The sequence below is a fragment of the Neorhizobium alkalisoli genome (assembly GCF_002968635.1).
Lineage (GTDB): Bacteria > Pseudomonadota > Alphaproteobacteria > Rhizobiales > Rhizobiaceae > Neorhizobium > Neorhizobium alkalisoli.
The window spans coordinates 80,480-101,367 of the sequence record NZ_PVBN01000015.1; the positions used below are offsets into that span (position 1 = coordinate 80,480).

General features: G+C 57.3%; 17 protein-coding genes. 3 read left to right on the plus strand and 14 right to left on the minus strand.

Translation table 11 applies throughout. The annotated features are described in order from the left end of the window. Window positions 1–50: 50 nt before the first annotated feature. The 3 genes from C5L13_RS25515 to C5L13_RS25525 form a co-directional block, all read right to left on the minus strand. Window positions 51–722 (minus strand): hypothetical protein, encoded by a 672-nt coding sequence (locus tag C5L13_RS25515; RefSeq protein WP_158693526.1) that lies wholly within the window; start codon window positions 720–722, stop codon window positions 51–53. Between the two features lie 102 nt (window positions 723–824). Continuing rightward, on the minus strand, window positions 825–2,045 hold the full coding sequence (locus tag C5L13_RS25520; RefSeq protein ID WP_407070471.1) for a polysaccharide biosynthesis/export family protein: 1,221 nt from the start codon (window positions 2,043–2,045) through the stop codon (window positions 825–827). Between the two features lie 283 nt (window positions 2,046–2,328). Then, a complete protein-coding gene (locus C5L13_RS25525; RefSeq protein WP_105386082.1) occupies window positions 2,329–3,834 on the minus strand; it encodes an O-antigen ligase family protein in 1,506 nt (501 codons plus the stop codon). Between the two features lie 41 nt (window positions 3,835–3,875). On the opposite strand from C5L13_RS25525, the gene C5L13_RS28855 reads away from it, so the two are divergent. From C5L13_RS28855 to C5L13_RS25535, 3 genes are all read left to right on the plus strand, one after another. Next, the gene (locus C5L13_RS28855) at window positions 3,876–4,145 is read left to right on the plus strand and encodes a hypothetical protein (protein WP_158693527.1); all 270 of its coding nucleotides are present in this window, start codon (window positions 3,876–3,878) and stop codon (window positions 4,143–4,145) included. A gap of 109 nt (window positions 4,146–4,254) precedes the next feature. Continuing rightward, entirely contained in the window at window positions 4,255–6,222 is a 1,968-nt protein-coding gene (locus tag C5L13_RS25530) for a right-handed parallel beta-helix repeat-containing protein (RefSeq protein WP_158693528.1), read from the plus strand. Between the two features lie 257 nt (window positions 6,223–6,479). After that, entirely contained in the window at window positions 6,480–8,420 is a 1,941-nt protein-coding gene (locus C5L13_RS25535; RefSeq protein ID WP_105386084.1) for an SGNH/GDSL hydrolase family protein, read from the plus strand. Window positions 8,421–8,524: 104 nt separating this feature from the next. Here C5L13_RS25535 and C5L13_RS25540 read toward each other — a convergent pair whose 3' ends face one another. The 11 genes from C5L13_RS25540 to gmd form a co-directional block, all read right to left on the minus strand. Then, complete coding sequence (locus C5L13_RS25540) at window positions 8,525–9,439, minus strand: glycosyltransferase family 2 protein (RefSeq protein ID WP_105386085.1); 915 nt, start codon at window positions 9,437–9,439, stop codon at window positions 8,525–8,527. Window positions 9,440–9,448: 9 nt separating this feature from the next. After that, window positions 9,449–10,414: a nitroreductase family protein gene (locus C5L13_RS25545; protein ID WP_105386086.1), complete on the minus strand. Its 966-nt coding sequence runs from the start codon at window positions 10,412–10,414 to the stop codon at window positions 9,449–9,451. Between the two features lie 29 nt (window positions 10,415–10,443). After that, the gene (locus C5L13_RS29645; protein WP_105386087.1) at window positions 10,444–11,004 is read right to left on the minus strand and encodes an LbetaH domain-containing protein; all 561 of its coding nucleotides are present in this window, start codon (window positions 11,002–11,004) and stop codon (window positions 10,444–10,446) included. Further along, on the minus strand, window positions 11,001–12,161 hold the full coding sequence (locus tag C5L13_RS25555) for a polysaccharide pyruvyl transferase family protein (protein WP_158693529.1): 1,161 nt from the start codon (window positions 12,159–12,161) through the stop codon (window positions 11,001–11,003). Before C5L13_RS25555 ends, C5L13_RS29645 begins: the two co-directional genes overlap by 4 nt. A gap of 28 nt (window positions 12,162–12,189) precedes the next feature. After that, window positions 12,190–13,350, minus strand: coding sequence for a glycosyltransferase (locus tag C5L13_RS25560; protein WP_105386089.1), 1,161 nt, complete (start codon window positions 13,348–13,350; stop codon window positions 12,190–12,192). Then, complete coding sequence (locus tag C5L13_RS25565) at window positions 13,347–14,720, minus strand: hypothetical protein (RefSeq protein ID WP_105386090.1); 1,374 nt, start codon at window positions 14,718–14,720, stop codon at window positions 13,347–13,349. The genes C5L13_RS25560 and C5L13_RS25565 overlap by 4 nt, the downstream gene beginning before the upstream one ends. Before the next feature lie 2 nt (window positions 14,721–14,722). After that, a complete protein-coding gene (locus C5L13_RS25570) occupies window positions 14,723–15,805 on the minus strand; it encodes a glycosyltransferase (protein ID WP_158693530.1) in 1,083 nt (360 codons plus the stop codon). An 86-nt stretch (window positions 15,806–15,891) separates the two neighbouring features. After that, window positions 15,892–17,169, minus strand: coding sequence for a lipopolysaccharide biosynthesis protein (locus C5L13_RS25575; protein WP_158693531.1), 1,278 nt, complete (start codon window positions 17,167–17,169; stop codon window positions 15,892–15,894). A gap of 16 nt (window positions 17,170–17,185) precedes the next feature. After that, entirely contained in the window at window positions 17,186–18,472 is a 1,287-nt protein-coding gene (locus C5L13_RS25580) for a WcaI family glycosyltransferase (protein WP_245571466.1), read from the minus strand. Further along, window positions 18,469–19,440 carry a GDP-L-fucose synthase gene (gene fcl, locus C5L13_RS25585; RefSeq protein WP_105386093.1) on the minus strand — a complete coding sequence of 324 codons (972 nt, stop codon included), beginning with the start codon at window positions 19,438–19,440 and terminating at the stop codon, window positions 18,469–18,471. The genes C5L13_RS25580 and fcl overlap by 4 nt, the downstream gene beginning before the upstream one ends. After that, window positions 19,433–20,539: a GDP-mannose 4,6-dehydratase gene (gene gmd, locus C5L13_RS25590; protein WP_407070472.1), complete on the minus strand. Its 1,107-nt coding sequence runs from the start codon at window positions 20,537–20,539 to the stop codon at window positions 19,433–19,435. Before gmd ends, fcl begins: the two co-directional genes overlap by 8 nt. Window positions 20,540–20,888: the final 349 nt, after the last annotated feature.

The window sequence follows — 20,888 nt, forward strand, 5'->3', positions numbered from 1 at the left end:
TCTGCAAGACCTATCCTCGTTATTTTTCGATCACTGACAGGCAGCAGCCATTACGGCGTAGTCGGGCTGACCTCGATGATCCGGGTGGTCGTCCCGCTGTCGCTGGCAAAGTAAGAACCGCCAGCGCCAGCACCGAAGCTGGAGTTGCCGGAGCCCGTCGAATTGGTTCCATCAGCCGAACCATTCGCGCCACCGCCAGGCGTGCCGCCGCCACCGATACCAGCAGCAGTCGGAGATCCACCGCCGGCAAGCCCACCAAGAGCCGCAGTCTGCGTATCGTTTCCGCCGGCAAGGAATGCGGTTTCCAGCGCGCGATTACCCGTGGCTGCAACTGCATCCTGGATCTGCGCCGCATATTCTGGATTTGCCGTCGCGCAGGCACGAGCAGCCCGCACAAGGCCGGCGCCAATCGCCGCGGCCTGAGACGGATTGGCGTTCGCCACCAACGCCATGATCGGTGCCAGCGCATCGGCACTGGAACCTGCCAAAGCACGCACCTGGTTAGCCAGCGGCAGACCGCCAGAAGCAAACTGCGTGAGAAGGTTCTGCGGAGAAGAAAGGAACGCACTGATCTCTGCGTCCGACAATTTGGCCGGAGATACAAAGCATCCCGACGCCGGGGTGGCCGTCTGCGCGTTAGCGGCAGACAAACCTACGAAACCCGAGGCCACGGCGCCTAACAAAACAATTCCTGAGACTTTAGCAATGGTACGGGTTTTCATGATTTTCCCCAGAAAAACGCTACAATAAATGTAGCCATTACATAAAAGTACTTACCGATCAAGATGAAGATGAAGAAAGCGTTAACGCCGCTTCCTTCTTCATCAATTCACCAATTCCCTCACCGCATCACGCGTCGCAACAGCATCGGACGGAACGCCCGCCGCCGTTGTCGTCACAGAGTTCACGAGGTTGAGGAACTTAAGCACTTCGACAGAATCGGCGTTTGAAACGTAGAGGATATCCTTGTCCTGCATCGGGAACTTCTGCGTGGCGAACAAGGCGGACGGATCACGCATGTTTGCACGGAAGATCACCGGTACGGTAGCGCCCGGGAACTTAGCTGTATCTACACCAAGCTTGGCGAGGAAGTCCTTCTTGACAACGCGATATATCAGAACCTGAGACGGATTTGCACGAGCATCCAGCAAACCGCCGGCCTTGCCCAAAGCCTCGCCGAGCGTCAGATCCGATTCCTCGAAGTCAAACCGGCCGTTCAGTCCCGATGCCCCGAAGGCAAGGTACGTGCGGCGTTCTCGATCGACCAGAATAGTATCACCAGGCGCAACGTAGATGTTTTCCGTCGGCGTATCGATCAGATGATTATACTGAATGGTGGCCGACCTGCCGCGCCGCTGCAGCGTAACATAGGTCTCAACACCCGGTGAACTAAGGCCGCCGGCCTCCGAAATCACGTCGAGAATGCGCTCGCCCGCTTCGGTCAGCTCGACCTTCGCCGGAGACCGCACATCCCCCAGAACGGCAACCTGCGCCGAACGGCTGGTGACCTTGGTGATGAGGACCTGCGGCTCGATCGCGCGGTTGGCGAGCAGATCCTCAACCTCACGCTGCACATCCTCCACCGGTCGACCGGCTGCCCTAACTCGGCCCGCGTAAGGAACGCTGATCGTTCCTGCACGATCGATCGTCTGCTGCGGCAGGGACACGTAATTGCCTGGACGGCTGCCGGCATCATTCGGGATGAAGAGGCCACCCGCCTGCGATTCGAATACAGATACCTGGACGACGTCGCCAACACCGAGCGGCAAGCTCGGAGGGCCGCCCCTGCCACCACCGAAGCCACCAAGCAACGAGGCGGTTGTCGTATCAGCAACGAAGCTCAGCACAGCCTTGTTCAGGTCGACGAGCGCATAGTCGATCCCGACTGCCTGCTCTTTCTTTGCAGAAGTAACTTTTGCTGTTGCTTGCGCCTCGATCTGCCGAGCATCGGGGCCTGCGCTTGGCAAAGCGGTGCAGCCCGTCAACGCGACGGTCGATACTAGAATCAAAGTAGTAGCTGTACGAATTTTCACAATGGCCCCCACAAATGCCCAGGCTCAATATGCATAGGAGCAATTTAAAAACTAGGGAGCTTCGGAAAGACCTTCTTGTTGCAGCGCAGCTTATCCCAGCCTGTTGCTGATTCAACACATTGAATCAACAATTGCTTAAGTATGTTTGCACTTACTAACGTCGATTCTGGTGCATTTGCATGATTATCTGACGCAAATTAGTGCAATATTTTGAGAAGACTTCAAATCACTGGCGAACGACATGGAATGTCCACCATATCAATGGCGCAGTCCGACCGGGAATCACGCGTAGCAGCTAGGCGAGTTCTATCGTTTCCGTATCTCGTTTGCCTTCCGGCAACCCATGCCTTCTTCGTCTGCGCTTGACGCGTGTCTGACCAGGAAGATTGAGGCAGATCGACACGATCGGTGCCAGCATCACAGCGTAGATGACAGCGATGCCGGTGATCTGAAGCGAGAAATCGAAAGCAGAATGAAAGGCGATCAGCAATAGAGAAGCAAAGCCGATCTCCGGCGCGTATCGCAGCCGCCGACGAGTTGTCATTCCCTTTTTGAAAATCGCGAACAGCAGCAAAAGAGTTCCCACGGCAAGCACAGGGAACATCGCACCAAACGTAAACAACCCTTCAAGGTAGACGTTGTGGGCGCGATTCCAGATGCCTGCGATACCGCATGAAGGCTCTCTGTAAGCAGCAAACACGGTTTCGAAACTCGCCATGCCGGACCCCCAGGGCAAATGATCCCTCACCCCGGAAAGCATGCCGGGCCAAACGCAGGCGCGCGCACCCAAGGTGCCGTCGACCCGCATCAATGCTCTGCCGGCAAGCGACAGAAAAACAAAGGTCAAGGCGGCGGAAAGCAGGATGGCAACACCGACCCTTCGGACCTTCGAAAGCCGAGTTTTTGCAAAGAGGTTCTGGGATGTTGTACGGTTGGCCGGCCTTAAGGACATGAACAACGTAAGAAGAACGATCGCCGCAAGGCTCGATACAATGCCCGCGCGGGACTTGGTCAAGACGAGCGCGATGATCGTCAGCAAGAACAAGAGGCCGTATCCGGCGGCGGCCCAGAGCTGCCGCCTCTGGTCGGGCGCAAGCGGACGGCGTTGGTCAACTGCTGCCAGCAGGCGCCGTATTTCGATGCCCGCCGCTGCTCGTCCGCATAGGGCGTAGTTCATCAGCGCCATCAAGCCGAAATAGGTAGCTGCCGTATTCCGGTTGACGAAGAACCCGCTCAAACTGTCGAAATAGGCGGATTTCGCGCCAAACAGCAGGGTTTTGGGCGCAAAGTGAAACTGCAGGATGGACAGGAGAGAAACAACGCCTCCAACAACTGCAAGCACCTTCAATGCAACCGTGGCCCGCTCATCGGTGTCGAACAGTATCAATCCAAGCATGAAGATGCCGAAGGGAACGGCTATTCTGAGTGCGCTCGCCCAATCATCCGCCGGCGTCAGAGATACAGCCGATGTCACTCCCGAAACATAGGTCTGGACATCGCGCCAAGCGGGGTCGCCAGCAACAGGCCAGGCCGAGGTTTGAAGGAGAATCCAGGCGAACGCCAATGTAGGAACGAGCGTCGCTGCCAGCATGGCCGCTCGTCTATGCCCAGGCACTCCTATCCAAATCACTGACACAGCCAGCAGAAGAAACACCGGCACCGCGAGCAGCGTTACTGACAGCAGATCTACTGCGCCGTAATTCAGAAGAGCCAGAGTTATTGCAATACAGTAGATCGCCGTAAAGAGTCTCAGCAAAGCCGATGACGTCCTTCGATGCTGAGGCTTCTCTTGAACTTGCATTTTTCTCCCCGCCGCCGGCACGATGCTTAGACGGATTGACAATGAGCGGCAAGGCTGGCGCAACTGAAAAGCATCTCAAAACTGTGATTTTACTGGGATCTGAAATACTTATTTCACAACGCATCCTCGCGGCTGTTAATGCCACCCGCATTCTTGCTTTACATGGCCGGCACGATACTGTGCCGTCTCCGTCACGTCCGTTCTTGCTCCATCGATGCTCCGGGAAATTCCCTCATGCGGTCTCCGCCTGCCTTCTTCTGTCTTCACCTTTTCGCCCTGATTTGTTTTGCATCGAAAGTCTTTCTTCCTGATCCGGCCTTGGCCACTACCCCGACAATCTTCTGGGCAAGCGATCCCGTCAAACCGGGACAGACTGTTCAGCTGACTGGAGCGGGTCTGGATGCCGTGCGGAGCGTCGAAGTGACGACGCTTAGCAACCAGCCTGATATCACGGTGAAAGGTGTGGCGGAGAGCGCCCAAATACTCGCCAAATCACCGGCCACTCTCTCGTTTCTCCTTCCGGCCAAAATGGCCAGTGGCGTCTTCTCGGTGACGCTCGACGCCGGCGATGCCAGTTTAACCTTCCAACTGAATGCGCCGGATGTCTATTGGACGCAGGGAGACAAGGGGTTCTCCGCTACGCCCGGCGGTTGGCTGAGGCTCTCGGGCCGCAACATGGCGCTCACTGAGAATGCCATCGTCAAGATCACCTCCTCCGAAGGAAAGGAGACCGCCCTTCCCGTTAGTGCACCCGATAGCTGGTCGGCCGCCTTCCCCCTTCCTGAAAGCCTTGCAATCGGCTCCTATCGGGCAAGATTGTGGAACGGCTCGGGAGACGCCTCGACTTGGAGAGACGTCGGCTCGATCGAGATAGAAGCAAGATCTCGAACCGACCTTCCGGTGATGAAGCTATACAGCAATCACCCCGACAATCTCGACCACGACGACACCGGTCGGATCAATGCGTCAATGGGCGCTTTGGCGCGACGGGGTGGCGGAACCTTGTTTTTGCATGCGGGCATCTACCGTCTCACCGGCACGCTCCAGATCCCTGACGGCGTGGCTCTCAAAGGCGAAGCGAATGATCTGGTGACGCTCATCTGGAAAGATACCGAAAACCCTCCCGATGCGCTGATGGAAGGTATCCGGAATTTTTCGGTGGCAGATCTGACGATCAATGCAGAACGCCATTTCCACATCATCAGGGGCGGCTTCGACCCCGTGTCGGCAGAACCTGTAGGCACGAATATCACCGTGAAGGGGGTCATCATTCGGGCCTCTTCATTCCTCCGTCATATGAAAAACGACGAACCGCTCAAACGCCTGGAGGCAATGCAAAACAAGGTGCGCACCGGCGTTGCAGGACTCCTGCTCGGAGGCAGCAATATCGTCGTTGAAGGCTGCGACGTGCTTTCTTCGATGCGCCCGCTCGTGCTTGTGAAACCGGTTGCCGCGCGGGTGGCGGGCAACACGCTGCGCACCGGGCGGCGCGGTTGGTATGGAATTTCGGGACCGGACGGCGTCATCTTCGAAAACAACCGGATCATCGGAAATGATCTGCAGGCTTCGGGCGGAGGCATCAATACGTTCGGAGGTTCATTCGCCAGAAATGTGCTTGTCCGTAACAACCGATTCGAGACGATGTACGGCTGGGACCGCGAGGCGATGACCTCCGATGGAGCGGGCGGCTACTATCGCGGGCGACTAGTCGACGTGCGGGACGCATCGGCAACAATGGACCCGGTAGGCCTCGGGACCTTGCAGGAGAAGGACTGGAAAGGCGCCGGGCTGTTTGTGCTGAAAGGCCGCGGGCTCGGGCTCGTCGCACGCGTCACGACAAGGACAGGCAACCTAGCGGTATTGGACCGAGACATAGCGATGGCCATCGACAAAGACTCGGTGGTTTCGATCGTGCCGATGCAGGAGAACTATCTGGTCGTCGGCAACACCTTCGAAGATGCCGGCGCCGCACAGGTCTTCGGGACCGGATACAAACATGTCTTTGCCGACAACAAATCACGAAGGAGCGACGGTCTGAAGGTCTTTTCGCTCGACTACCGTCACCCGCAACCCAATTTCTACACCCAGTTTTTGGGCAATGAGATAGCCGGGCCCACTCTTCGCCGTGCTGCGGAGATCGCGGTGGAGGGACGCCAATTCGAGGGCAATGAGACGCTCCTGACCCTCGGAGTCGTCGTCAGAGAAAACCGCTTGCGCTCAGCTGCGATGATCCGTGTCGATGGTCGTTCAGACAATGATCCGGCGATACGCAACGTATTGATCGAACAGAACGAGGTTGGCTTTGGCGCTACTGCGATCAACATCGGGAAGGGCGTGGAAGAGCTCATAGTGCGAGACAACAAAATCGAGGATGTCCGGCTCCCATGAGATGGTCGCCCCGGCAATAAAATCAATTCGCTAGGCATCCTGCCCCTAACGCGCCCAAAGATTATCGCTTCCCTTTCCATCCCCGCTTCCTGCCCCATCCCTACAATCGGCTGGCATAGACGCCTGCCGTTGCACGCGTCAAAACGTGAAAGGAACCAGGAATGCACAGATGCGGTAGCAGGCTTATGGCCGGCGACGTTGTGAAGATCCCCAACCCCGAGAGCAAGAATACCAGCTCGGTAGACGGGTAGGACCTGATGCTCGACCTCGGCTTTTCAATTGCCGGACTTATCGCGACCCGCCTTGCGCATGAGGCCGTGCCCCACATCGTTTTCACGCAATACGCTCTTCTGACCTCGGTGACACCCACAGGGTTCGTCGTCGGGCAGTTCTGGGCGGAGGATCACATGAATATCAACTACACGCTTGTCGATAACCAGAACTCCAACCTCGAAATCGTAGGTAATGAAATTCGCGTTGCCGGCGATCTGGCCGTTGGAACCTACACGCTCACCGTCACAGCAAGCAATGAAAGCGGCTGGTCTCACACCTTCACCCAGCCGCTTGCGGTCGAAGATCCCGTTCCCTCCTGGGTTCCTCTGGACGCTGCAGGTCAGGCGGTGCCATTCGTGCTGGAGGCTGCCAATAATCGCGGCTGGTACGACGGTATGTCCTATCCAACGGAGGCGGCGTTCCTTGCGGCTGCCGGTGTGGCCGGCAATTCGTCCGCCGGAGTTCGCAGGTTCGGCCCCTATGATGTGCCGGCTGCGGCCAACGAATTCCCCGGCGTCGCCGATCTTTCTGCCACCACGGCATTGACTGCAGTGGGTACAGGTTCTTCGATCGCTATCGTGGGGGGCGAACTCGAATTTACGTCCGGCGGCACCGGCGCGCGCTGGCGGTTCAGTCTGCCGCTCCAGAGGAAAACCTATCGCTGGCGCCTGAGGGGTCGTCTCGGCACCAACACGACGGGGCAGCAGAAGCCGGCATCCTCCATCAATACCGGAATGACCGGCGGCATCTACCTTGCAACGCCAAATTTTTCCGGCGCAAACTCATTGCTTGAGGTGGTCGTGGCGGCCGGCAACGTGTCCCAACGCTATGGCGGGCTCTATCAGTCCAACTCGTCCACCGGAACATCCTATTTCAACAGCGCCTCTTTGACAGAGGTGAAGCCATTCTCGATCTTCAACCAGATGGAAGGTTCTGTTGGTCTGGAGGGTGTTGCCGATAGTTCCGGTACCGATCAGGTGCTGCTCGATATTTCGAATGCCCAAAGCGGGCAGAGTGGCGACAACGACTTTATCCGCGTGACCCGGGTTGCAGCGACCGGCGTGATTTCCTGCGTGGTGCGGGCCAGCGCCACGGAAGTCTATAACCAAGCCATTGGCACGGTGGCGGCGGGAAGCCCGATCAAGATTGTGCTCGGTTGGAAAGATGATGACCTCAGTGTATGCCTGAACGGCAGCGCACCTTTCCAGAAAGCGTCGGCGACCGTTATCCAGTCGCATTCGATCATGCGGTTTGGCGGCTCGCTCTCAGGCAATGTCTGGTCCGGGCTCCAGAGGGGTTATTATCTGCCTGCCAAGCAGCCAGACTGGTGGCTGCAGCACGCATCGTCCGGATTTGCCGCGACTGACATTTTTGCTGAAGGGGACAGCTATACCGCCGGCGCGGGCGGGGTCTCTTTGTCCGGCACACTTCGCACCGACACAGACAGAGCCGTGATCAATACGGCAGTTGGCGGGTCGACGCTTGCTGCGGCGAGAGACAGGCTAATCGCGGAACCGAACGCGCGTGGCAAGACGCTGGTCATCTGGGACGGCTCCGCAAACAGCTATGGTTCCGTCGCGGCGACCTGTGCCATTGTCGACCAGATCATTGCCTGGCATGGCGAACCATCGAGGATTATCCTCTTGCCCAGTGTCGCCGTAGGACCGTCCGCATCCGGCGTAAAGTCGAGTTACACGCTCGATATGGAAGCGATCCGAGACTACATCGCCACCAAGGGAGTCCATACCTCTGATACTGTACCGCTGATCAACGCCATTGCCACGGGTACGGCTCAAGACCTCTTGGACATTTCCGCCGGCGTCGTCTGCGCCTCGCTGCTGCAGGACACGGTACACTTGACCCAGGCGGCAATGGACGCTGTTGCGGATCAGGTCGCCAGCATCATCGCCATTAACGACCTCTAGTGCCAAGGGAGGCAGATGCAGGCGCCGGTGCCTGCATCTGCCTTTGCCGTAGGTTTGCGGTTCGATGCCGCAACGCGGTTCGCCGCCCAAGGGCTCTTCGGGAGCTACAATTTCAGATTTGTCAGCTTTGCAAGCTCGAGCCGCTTTTCTTCAGCTGTTGCGGATCCTTGCAGAACTCGGTCGAACTCCATCACCTTCGATCCGACAAGGAAGCGATACCAGTATCCTTGCAAGAAATGATAGGCCAGCCCCTCCCTGCCATCCAGAAAGCCGAGTTGCCCGATGTAACGGAAAAGAAAGTAGCCGAGCGTTGAAACAGGGAAAGGAACGCGATTGTAGATCCGCTCTTTGATGAAGCGCTTCATGGACGCTTGAAGCGAAGAGCCATCGCTTGTCAGGTTCTGATCTTCGGCAAACAGGCCGTAACGTCGGTTGAGGACATCAACAGCCTCGCGGGTGGCATATTTGTTGTGCTTGTCGGTAAAGAAGCCGAGATCATTTAAGTTGTGATCGGAAAAAGGATTGTCGAAAAGTACGGTTCGCCCGCCCCAGACGATGATATGCTCGTCCATCCAGCGATCTTCGATCCGCCCCTGCCCTTTCCTCCAGATGCGGGTCAGGATCAGCGGATAACGCCCGCCGTGGCGGATCCAGCGCCCGAGAAAAATATGTTTGCGCTTCAGGTTGATGCCGGCCACGTCAGACCCGAGGGTTGGAAGCTTTTCCGCAATCTCGCGGGCGAGCTCTGGTTCGATCACCTCATCTGCATCGAGCCGCATGATCCAATCGGAGGAGATCGGTGCGTTGTCCAGCCCCCATTGGAATTGCTTGGAATAGTTCGTCCATGGGTTCGTCAGTACCGTCGCGCCTTTTGATCTGGCGATTTCTACGGTGTTATCGGTCGAAAAGGAATCTACAACGAAGACTTCCGAAGCGAAGGAAGAAACTGCTTCGATTGCGCGGCCGATATGCTGCGCTTCGTTGTGAGTTAAAATAAGGACAGCGACGCGCGTCTTCATGTTAGCCGACTATCCCTGGATTGTCAGAATTTCACTGACCGACCGGCGTGGAGAACGCGCCGCCTTCAATGCTGTATTTGCTGGCATTCTCCCGACTGCAATCATCATGATCAGCACCTCTCCTTTACCGATGCCTCCCGCGGCTTTGATTTTGTCTTCAGTTTTATGGGTGATTGCCAAATTCAGGGGGCACGAAACCAGCTCGTGCGCATGGCAGGCCAGTAGCAAGTTCATGCAAAAGAGAGCCCCGTCGATGTAAGGTTGATTGCGTTGTTGCGCACCACCCCAGGCGGGAAGCTCCGATGCAATGACGAACAAGTTGCTGACATCGTCGGAAAACCCACCTGCGCCGGCTTGAAGGGCAAGCAGCTCTCTAATTTTATCCTTGTCCCTGAAGAAATATGCTCGAGTGGCTTGTCTATTGCATTGCGACGGAGCCGTCTGAGCAACGCTCACTACGGTCGCGACCTCCTCATTAGACAGCGGACTGGGATCGAAGATGCGGCTGCTAAACCGCGAGGTGAGGAAATCGCTGCCTTTTTTCTCGCGACCCAACGTCATACCTTCAGCAAAGTGACGCAATCCACCCTGGGAATGAACTTTGTCCCGATATCCTTGTACAAACCGCTCTACTTCGCCGACCAGTGGATCCGAGAAGCCGACCTGTTTGTGAAATTCAACGTAGGTTTCCAGCGTACCCAGCGCCATTTGAGCTGGTAGCTCAGAATAGGCGAGATCGTAGCGCCGAAGTGCGTCTAATATATATCGTATCTTCTGCCGCCCAAAACCGGGGCGCGTCCTTCCGACCGACAACCCCTTTTCCAAAGAATGAGTTTCGATAATCATTTTATAGTATAGGGAACGCTCCCGGTCCGCGAAAGGAGAAATACTGCAGTGACGGAAATATCTCCAACCATCCTGCAAAAATTGCGTCAAGAACCAGAGTGATCTTTTTACCTTCTCGACTATATTCATAGCGATTCCAAACCATACCTACGAGGCAGCTACAAAACTTCTTTAATTGCTCTCGGTCTGACGGGCGCGCAAGGATGCCCTACGCAAACAAACCATGCCGGAAGACTCTTTGATACTAGGGAGCGAGTACCAATCACAGCGCCGGCGCCTATCGTGACACCTGGCATCAGCATGCTTTCAGCCGCAACCCAGCAGTGATCACCGATCGAGATTGGCTTCGTTATCAGCGGGCGCCTGAGTGAGGAAATGTCATGGGTGCCAGTACAGAGAAACGAACGTTGGCTGATTGCCACCTTTGAGCCAATTCTTATTTTATCCATGCTATAGCAATCAACACCGTCACCCAGGACTGAATATTGACCCATTTCAAGGTTCCAAGGGGCCCACACAGAACAAGACGGCGCTACCCTGCATCCATTGCCAATTTTTGCACCAAAAGCACGTAGCAAAAATATTCGCCAAAAATTCATCAGCCCACGCGGCGTTGGCCGAAACAGAACTACCCAAACAATCAACCACAATGCGCGCCGGATTTTTTGCGCTTTCGGGATCGTGTCGATGTAGCGATACTGGGAGAAGTCGTTACTCATGAGATGCTCTCAAGCTGATTTGCAAGGAAGCTGCGCCCCTGCTGCTGCATCTCCGCCAGCCGCGTTGACGTCTTGCGCCAATCGATATCTTCGCGGATACGAAGCCTTGCCGTCTCCAGGTCGCCGGCTTCGACAAACCGGTCCGACAAGTCGAGCTGCCGAAGCAGATTGCGGACCCGCTCATTCAGCCCGCTCTTCGCGCCGGGCAGCCCCACCGTCAGGAAAGGCTTGTTCTGCAGGATCGCGAGGACTGTGCCGTGGAAGGAGTTGGTGACCACAAAGGTAGAACGATCAATCATGGCAACCCAGCCGGAGGGTGAGGGAAAGACCGTCTCGCCAATTTCCCGCCAACGACGGTGGGTGTTGTAGGGCGATACAACGGGTGCCGCCTTTTCCTGCGAGATCATTTCCGCCACTTGGCGGATACCGTCACCGGTGCGCAGCGCGTAGCAGAAGACATGTCCCTGTCCAACGGGTTCTGCGCGCTGGATCAGTTTGGAAAAGTCACCAAGCAGGATCGCCGGATCGGGTACGCATTCGGCCTTGCGGGCGGTGATGCGTTCGACAATCTCGACGCCGCTCTCTTCTCGGACCGAGAGCCCGTCTATACCCGACACGAAGCGCCTGACCTCGTTGTCAAACGCCGGATCAAGGCTGCCCTTGCCGAAACTCGGAGCATAGGAAACGTGGCGAGCCTTGGCCGCATCTCTCATGGCCAGGAAGTACACCGGATCAAGCCCCTTCTGAGATGAAGGATTCCAGATCTGATCGCTGCCACAGACAAGCATATCGAAGCTCCCGGCCTGTGTGGCGAAAAAGGCCTCGACATCCGCCTGCGTGAAAAGACGTGGACCTGCGACGCCCAGCGCGTCCCGACGGAAATTCTCGAACTGCTCGGCCTGAAGGCGGCTTCCGAAAAGCCGACGTTGAAGTGTCGACAGCCGAAGATAAGCGACCTTCAGGTTACGGCGGAAAGCAGATGGGCTCAGCAGGCGCTCGAAATCCCCTCCTTCTTCGACATAGCGGGGATGATAATTTACGAATTCGGCCTGATGGCCTTGCTCGATAAGCCACTGGCGCAAACCGTAGGCCTGCATCAGCGCGCCGAAATTCTCCGAAAAGTGATAGGTCAATATACCGATACGCTTCGACGTCACGCAGGAAACTCCATCTGCCAAAGTAGGTCTATTCATTTGAGGTAGCGCCTCGCCGCAGGCAGTCCGCGTAAAGGCCGAGCAAGGACTGAGCCACCTTTTCCCTCGAATATTCACGCGCCACGACGGCGACTGCGCGCTCGCCCATTTCGGCGCGATCGGCAGCGTCCAGGCGATCGGCCGCAAGCAGGCTCTCACCGATTTCGTCCGCCGTCCGGCCGGTCCTGATCGCAGCACCGCTGCCAAAACCGATTGGGAGGTTGCACTCGGGAGTCATGATCGACGGCAAACCCGCGCTCCATGCCTCCAGAATGGCCATGGGCAATCCTTCGCTCTTGGAGGGCAGAACGAAAAACGTGGCCGAAGAAAGGGATCGGCGCTTGTCCTCGCCATATTGCGGACCGGCAAAAAGCGCGTTGCCGAACTCTGTTTCCAGCTCCCCGATACGGGTTTCAAATCCCTCAAGCCCGTCATTCCAGCCGCAAAAGACAAGAGCGGAACGGTCCTTGAAGGCCGAATTCTTGCGGCAGAGATCAGCCCAGGCATCCGCCAGTTCCAGGCACCCCTTCTTTTCATGGATCCGTCCAAAAAAGAGATAGACGTTCCGGCCGTCAAAGGACTGTCTCCACCAGGCGGGCTTCTCCTCCGCCCGAACGAATGGGGGCACGTAATTGGGAATCTCGGCAACGACCTGATCCGTCCGATAGGGAGCGATGTCGCTTCGCTCTTTCTCCGTCAGGATCTGGAACGCCCCGGCACTTTTCAGGAATCGGTTCTGATAAAGCCAGGAGACCAATTTCTTCAGGGGCGATGAGCGGGACATGATCCACGGCTCGAGCATTCCATGCGGGGTCACCACATACGGCTTGCGCGTAAGCTTCGACCAGATCAGCACCGCCAGACAAGGAAATTGCCAAAGCCCATGGATATGGACGATATCGGCACCCGAGCGCATCAGTGATCTCAGGAGGTCAAGGGACAGCGCATAACGTCCGAACGGCAGGCGCCGGTGAAGTCGGACATCGAGCGCGCCCCAGGATTGCAGATCGGCTGCATCGTGCGGACTGTGCAAGGCCTTCACGGTCACCGTCACCTCGGCACTGCCGGCTATCGAAAGCGCCTGGAGGCGCACAGCCTCGGACACTCCGCCGCCCGCCCGAGACAGGGTCGTGGTTACGATAGCCAGCTTCATCTTTTCCCCTCTGCCAGGGCCGCAAACGGTCTCATTGCCCTGGATGGGCGTGCGAGAAGGCGTAGATAGATCGCTAGGAAGATGAGCGTCAGGAAAATGAGAGGTGCATTTGCACCGATCGGGCCGCGAACGATGATCGGCGTCGCCGAAATGATGATGAACTCCCGGATCGAAAACCCATTCAGGAGCAGCTTCCTGTTGTGCAGGAAACGCAGGTAAAGCGCGCTGAACAACAAACCGAAGACCACCACTCCAACGAGACCGAAATCCGCGTAAAACTCTCCGCCAAAGAAAAGCGACAGGTTTTCGGTACCCGCCACCTTCATGGCCACGAGCTCGTCGCCCATCTGCAGAGCCAGCAACTGGGATTTACCCGTCCAGATCGAACGCGGTACGAAGAACAGCAATGCGCCCAGCACGCGGTTCCCATAGCTGAAGCCCATATCGCCGATAAACTTCATCTCGTAGAGAAGCAGGTCGAAAATATCGACATACGGGAGCCGGAAGAAGTCTTCCTTGACATCTATATTACCGATTGCTTCAAAAATGCTGGTTCCGAAGCGGCTGGTCAAACTGGTGATCGGCAATACGACAAGCATCCCGAACAGGCAGGCGAAGTAGAACGGCATGGCTCCCAGCCGTCCCTTCAACAACAGCAGCATGACCGGCATCCACGACTGGATCAGAAAGTAGCGAGGCGTATTGAAAGGGTTCTGCGCAACAAGCAGCAGGGCGAGAGAACATCCCAGGATTGCGAACCCGGAGAAGCCCGGCGATCGACCATTCTGCCGTCCGCGCATCACAACAGCGGTTATGAAGAAGGTTGATATCAGCAGCGACGCGAGCGCGAAAATGCGAAGCAGAGAGACACTGTCGGCGTCTCTCTCCGAGCGCGAGGCAAGAACGTTGCCTATCCCACCTGAGAAAACGACAAAGGCAACAAACGAAAGCAGGACCACGCCAAAAAGCGGAACAAGCATCCCGCTATCGATCACATAGTTGGCCACATTGGGCCTGGAAGGCTTCGCGTCCCGCGCCATCCACAACCCTGCCACCGTTGCCGAAAGGGCGAAGAGGAAAGTGACCGCCGCCGCCGTGTAGATCTCGCCATCGGTGAAGTAGATGCCGAAGACAGGCCCCCCCTTCCGGAAATAATTGTCGGACAAGGTCTGGATCGGGCCGATAACGAAGAAGATGAAATAGACGAACCAGAACATATCCGCAGCGGTCAGATAGCGGTTTTTGATCCGGTAGACATTGAAGATGCAGAGAAGGAAGGTCGGCAGCGTCAGCAGAACCGTGTCGACGTCTCCGACCGCGAACGAGTTGATCGCCCAGAGAAAGATATAGATCGAAACGCGGGTGAACATGCCTAGCGCTCCGTCAGCTTCAATGCGGCGGCAGCAAACTGTTCGGTATCGCCGAGCTTCGCGAATCCCCTCGCTTCCAGCGCCTGTGCCGACCACAATTGCTTGTCTTCGCTGAGGACCTTCATGAAGAAAGCAAGCCCGACCGGGTTATCGGGCTCGAAGACGAAACCATTGACGGCATTGCGTACAAGGTTGTCACGCGCGCCACAGACATCCGACAGCAGCACCGGCAGTCCCATGGCCTGCGCCTCAATCACCACATTGCCGAACTGTTCTTCGGTGCTCGGCAGTATCAGAGCGAGCGTCGTCGCCAGCATCCTCGCAATGCCGTCGGTCTGGAGGAAGCCGTGGAAAACGACGTGATCGGCGATCTGCAGCGCCTCCACTTTTTCGCGCAGTTCTTTTTCCAGCGGCCCCGACCCGCAAAGGTGGAGAGGACGCGGGTTCGAGGCCATCTTCCGGTAAAGGCCATAGGCATTGAGCGCCATCGCCAGGTTCTTCTTCGGAACGAAGCGGGCAACGATCGTGAAATGCCGCTCTTCAAACGGCACACCCTCAGGCGCCGCCGGCGCGCCGGCCATCCGGCGGATGCGCTCCACGGACAGGGAATTGTATTCGGTCGCAATCCGGCTCTCCGGAATGCTCAGGAAACGCATGTAGTCGCGCGAGCGCCTGCCCGAGGCGATGGCGCCTTGATAAGGGAGGAAAAACAGCTGCTTGAACGCTTCTTTCCAGACCGTCCGCTTCAGATCGTCGAATTTCGAGCAGCCCATGACATAGACGCGCCTGCCCATTGCACGCAGGGCGAGACCGGCGAGGAATATCGCCATCTTGTCGTAGTTGCAGAGAAAGACATCGGATACGCCTTCCTGTCGGCAGGTCGCGACGATGCGACGCGCAATAACAAACGGCGAGACAGCTCGCCAACCCTTTCCCGGAAAGAGCGTTATCTTGCGGAAGTGGCTGCCACTTTCGCTGTTCCAGGCGTATTCTTCGCTCGATGAAAAGAGCTCTATGCCAATGACCTTGCGGGCCGGAGCGGTAGCAGCGGCCCTGGCCACCGCGTCACAACGGTCAGCGTGCATTGGGCCAAAATTATCCCAGACGAAGGCCAGCGATCCGGCCGATCGGGAAGTCGTCGTCATTGGTGTCGCAGCAATGGTTTCCTGCGTCATGACGCGGACCGATGGCGGGAGATGAACAATCTTACGGCCGCAACCGCGCATAGAGCCTCGCCCGCGATCAACGCAATGGCAGCACCGTCAAGCCCGATGACTGTGCAGAGCACGAAAGTCAGAAGGAGCGTGAATAGCGAGGCGCCGAGGCTGAACCTCGCGAAGGAGACATGCGAATTCGTCGCCAGCAGCATGTTCGATACGAAGTACCAGGCACCATGGACCGACGTGGCGAGCGCCATGAGCACGACGAAGGAGCGCGACGGCGAGATGTGGCCGCCACTCCAGAGTTCGACGAACTCCTTCCCGAAGAAGGCGAACAACAAGGCTCCGGGCAGAAGTACGCAGCCGATCATCAGGCTGTTGATCCTGATGATGCCGGACAATTGCCGATTGTCGGCAAGGGCGAATGCCTTGGACAATTCGGGCATGGTCGCGCGATTAACAACGCCGATGATCTGCACCAAAAGTCTGCTGCAGGTTCTCACCGGCGTATAGAGCGCGACCGCCGCCGGTGAAAGGACAGCCCCGATGATGAGAACCGTGCCTTGAAGATTGATCGCCAACGAGACGGGTATCGCCATAGCGGCGATGGCGGGCTTGAACAGGCGCCTCAGGTCGCCGATGCTCGCATGGCCGAAACCGTATCGCAACCAGGACACCTGCCGCCGAAGCAGGGCGTAGAGCACAACCATGTTCAACGACCGCATCACAAGTTGGCACAAAGCGACCTCTGCAAAGCCGCCGCCAAGGAAGGCCGTGGAAAGCGCTGCCAGGCCCTCTACGAGGACCAGAAAATCATAGCTGATCGTTCCGATCGCATAGTGGCCGCTCGCCCTTAGTGCCGCCAAAGGCATCCGGGAGACCAGCGACAATGCCGCGAACAGGGCGAGAAGGAGAACGACATCCATATGTTGGAACGGCACGCCGAAACTGCCGTACTCGATTACCGCGGCAGCAATCCCCACCAGTCCGACCGCCGCCATGCAAATCAGGAATATAAGCAGAGACGCACTCTGGAAGGTCCCGAGTGCCTTCTGTCGTTGTCCAGCGGCGATCTCCATCGTCATGCTGCTTGTGGCGGCTTGGACGAAACCCAGATCGGTCAGAGCGAAATAGGTGGGGATGGTCGTCAGCATCATCCACAGGCCATACCGTTCCACTCCCCAGACGGATGCCAGGACTGGAACCGACAGCAGTTGCAGGAGAGCGTTCATGCCGATGCCGGCAGAGTTCGCCAAACTTCCCGAGACAATTCGTCTGCTGACGCTCATGTCCGCCCGCCGCCGATCACAAGCTGCGAACAAGGCTGGCGAGACCATCATCGCGCGAGAGGCTGCGAACGCAGTCCGACAGCTTCCCTTCTCGACCGAGGCCGCCCTGAATGTTGGTCTGCCTGATCGTTGCCGCCATAGTCCCGGCATCTCCCGGCGGGATAATCGTCGCGGCGCCGTCCACGAACGATGCGAGCTCGGTCCCTTCGTCCGCCGTCACCAGAACAGGTTTGCCGCTTGCCAGCATGCCGCCGAGTTTCGATGGCAGCACGAGATCGGCCGCATCCTTTTCCTGCGGCAAGACGTGCAGATCAGCCATGTTCATAAATTCGTTCAGCCGCGCATAGGGCTGGAACGGCAGAAAGCGGACGTTTCCAAGGTGACCGTAGCGTGCCTTGAGCTCCGATTTCGACGGCCCCTCGCCGGCTACCACGAAATGGATTTTCTTCTCGTCCTCGAGGTGCTCCGCTGCGTCCAACAACACGTTGAGGCCCTGCTTCGCGCCGATATTGCCCGAATAAAGCACAACGAAATCGTCATCGGCGAAGTTCAGCTCCGAGCGATAGGGGCTAACTTCGTCCATCGGATAGATATGCGACAGGTCCACCCAGTTCCGGATAACCGAAACCTTTTCCCTCAGGATACCCTTGCCCGTCAGCCGCTCCGCCATCCGGTCGGAGATGGTGATCACCTTGTCGAAATGCCGGAGCGTAAAGCGCTCGAAAGCGTAGCCCAGCTTCTTCAGCCATGCTTTTGAACCGAGGTGGCCAACGGCAAAGGCCGCATCCACCTCGAGATCCTGCACATGCAGGACCGTCTTTGCCCCGACCATCCGTGCGGCCAGTTGGGCCACCGGTGCGGCAAAGAGCGTCGGCTCGACGCAGAACACGGTCTGCGGGCGGCGGCGAAGGATCTGCCAGAAGATAATCGGAGCTGAGGTCAGCGCAAAGGACAGTGGCGCTACGAGCCGCCAGATGCCTTTCATCCGCTGGCGCAATACGAGCGGAACGCGCAAAACCTTCACATGACCTTCCGTCGTGGCGGAATACCAGTTGCCGTATCCCGGCTGAACCTTCCAGCCCGGATAATGCGGAGGGGTCGTCACCACGGTGACATCCATACCCTCAGCGGCAAGATGTTCTGCAATTTCGCCCGTATATTTTCCTACACCAGCGATTTCGGGAGCATAGTTCATCCCGTAGATGACGATGCTCTTCCTTGCATGGGCGGGCGCGATTGAAACAGCCTGCTGAGCGATCCCAGCCTGATCCTCGCTCAGGGTATCCGCAGCGGCTAGCCTCACGCAGCGTCTCCCTGGGAGCGCTCGAGGTATTCGCCGTCGAGAAACGCCCGATAGGCGCTGGCAATGCCTTCTTCCAACTTGATTTTCGGCGCCCACTCGAGACTGCGGAGCTTCTTGGCGCTCATCAGCTTTCGCGGTGTACCGTCCGGCTTGGAGAGATCATGTACGATCTTGCCCTGGAAACCGACGACCTTGCTGACGAGCTCTGTCAGTTCGAGGATCGTGACGTCCTCCCCGGACCCGACGTTGACATGGGTGTCGCCGGAATAAGTCTTCATCAAATGAACGCAGGCGTCGGCGCAATCGTCGACATGCAGGAATTCCCGGCGCGGCGTTCCCGTACCCCAGATGGTAATCTCCGGCAGATGGCCGACCTTGGCCTCATGCGCCTTGCGAATGAGCGCCGGCATGACATGGCTAGACTTCAGATCGAAATTGTCCCCGGGACCATAAAGATTGGTCGGCATAGCGGAGATGAAATCACTGCCGTACTGCTTGCGATAGGCCTGGCACAGCTTGATGCCGGCAATCTTGGCAATTGCATACCATTCGTTGGTCGGCTCAAGCGGCCCGGTCAGCAAGGCTTCCTCGACGATCGGCTGGTCGGCGAGTTTCGGATAGATACAGGAAGATCCGAGAAACATCAGCTTCTCGACGCCCACCGTGCGAGCGGCGTGGATGATGTTCGCTTCGAGAATGAGATTGTCATAGAGGAAATCGGCGGGATAGGTGTCATTGGCAAGGATGCCGCCGACCTTGGCTGCCGCCAGAAAAACGGCGTCCGGACGGTTCTTCGCCATCCACGCCTCGACCTCAGCCTGCCGGGTAAGATCGACCTCCGAGCGCGATGCGGTGAGAATTTCGCAGCCTTCGGTGGCCAGCCGGCGAACGATGGCCGAACCGACCATGCCGCGGTGTCCCGCGACATAGACCTTCTTTCCAGCGAGGCTGTAGATCACCTCAGGCATGGGAAAGTCCCTTGTTGCCGCCGCCGGTCGGCACGTTTCGCGCCATGACCTTCAAGTCCTCGCGGACCATTTCGGCGACGAGCTGGTCGAGATTGGTTTCATGCTTCCAGCCGAGCTTCTGATGCGCTTTTGCGGGATTGCCGATCAGCAGATCCACTTCGGTCGGACGGAAGTAGCGGGGGTCGATTTCGACCACGCACTGACCGGATGTCACGTCATATCCCTTCTCGTCGACGCCTTCTCCGCGCCATTCGATCGGCATACCGACCTTGGCAAAGGACTTCTCGACGAAGGAACGCACAGTGTGCGTTTCGCCGGTCGCAAGCACGTAATCGTCCGGCTCGTCCTGCTGCAGCATCAGCCACATGCCGCGCACGTATTCACGCGCATGGCCCCAGTCGCGCTTCGCATCCAGATTGCCGAGGAACAGCCGCTCCTGAAGACCAAGATGAATGGCGGCCGCAGCGCGGGTGATCTTGCGCGTGACGAAGGTTTCGCCGCGGATCGGGCTTTCGTGGTTGAACAGGATGCCGTTGGATGCATGCATACCGTAGGCTTCGCGATAGTTCACGACAATCCAGTAGGCATAGAGCTTGGCAGCCGCGTAAGGCGAGCGCGGATAAAACGGCGTCGTCTCGCTCTGCGGAACCTCCTGCACCTTGCCGTAGAGCTCGGAGGTGGAAGCCTGATAGAAGCGGGTTTTCTTCGTCAAACCCAGAAGGCGGATCGCCTCCAGCAAACGCAGCGTTCCGGTACCGTCCGCATTGGCGGTATATTCCGGGGTCTCGAAGGAGACCTGAACGTGGCTCTGCGCCGCAAGGTTATAGATTTCATCCGGCTGCGTTTCCTGCACGACGCGAATGAGATTGGTCGAATCCGTCATATCGCCGAAGTGCAGGATGAAACGCGGGTCCTCGATATGCGGATCCTCGTAAAGGTGCTCGATGCGATTGGTGTTAAAACTCGAAGAGCGCCGCTTGATGCCGTGAACAGTATAGCCCTTCTCCAGCAACAATTCGGCAAGATACGCGCCATCCTGGCCAGTTACGCCAGTCACCAAGGCAACCTTGCCGTTGCTCTTCACATTTCCAGTCATCATACCCTCCTAACGGAATCCGTCAGTATTAAAAACGTGGTGGACGCAACGCATCCAAGTGTAAAATTTCCGATTGCTTAAGCATCGTCAGCAGGTTTTCTCCGTACTATACAGATACCTATGAAGCAATCATTTGCGCGCCGGGTGGTTAATTGCTCAGCGCTTAATCAAACCGCTCAAAATAACATCACCAGATCAAAACGCAGAAGCAGCTGACATAACAAGGAGTACGGTTCGTCTGTGATTCACTTTATACAAGGGCAAATGTGAAAGGCTTTGGAAACCGCATGTCGAAGTGAGCGCAATTTGAGAATAATTTGATCCAGATGCAAAATTGCCTCAATTGATCGAA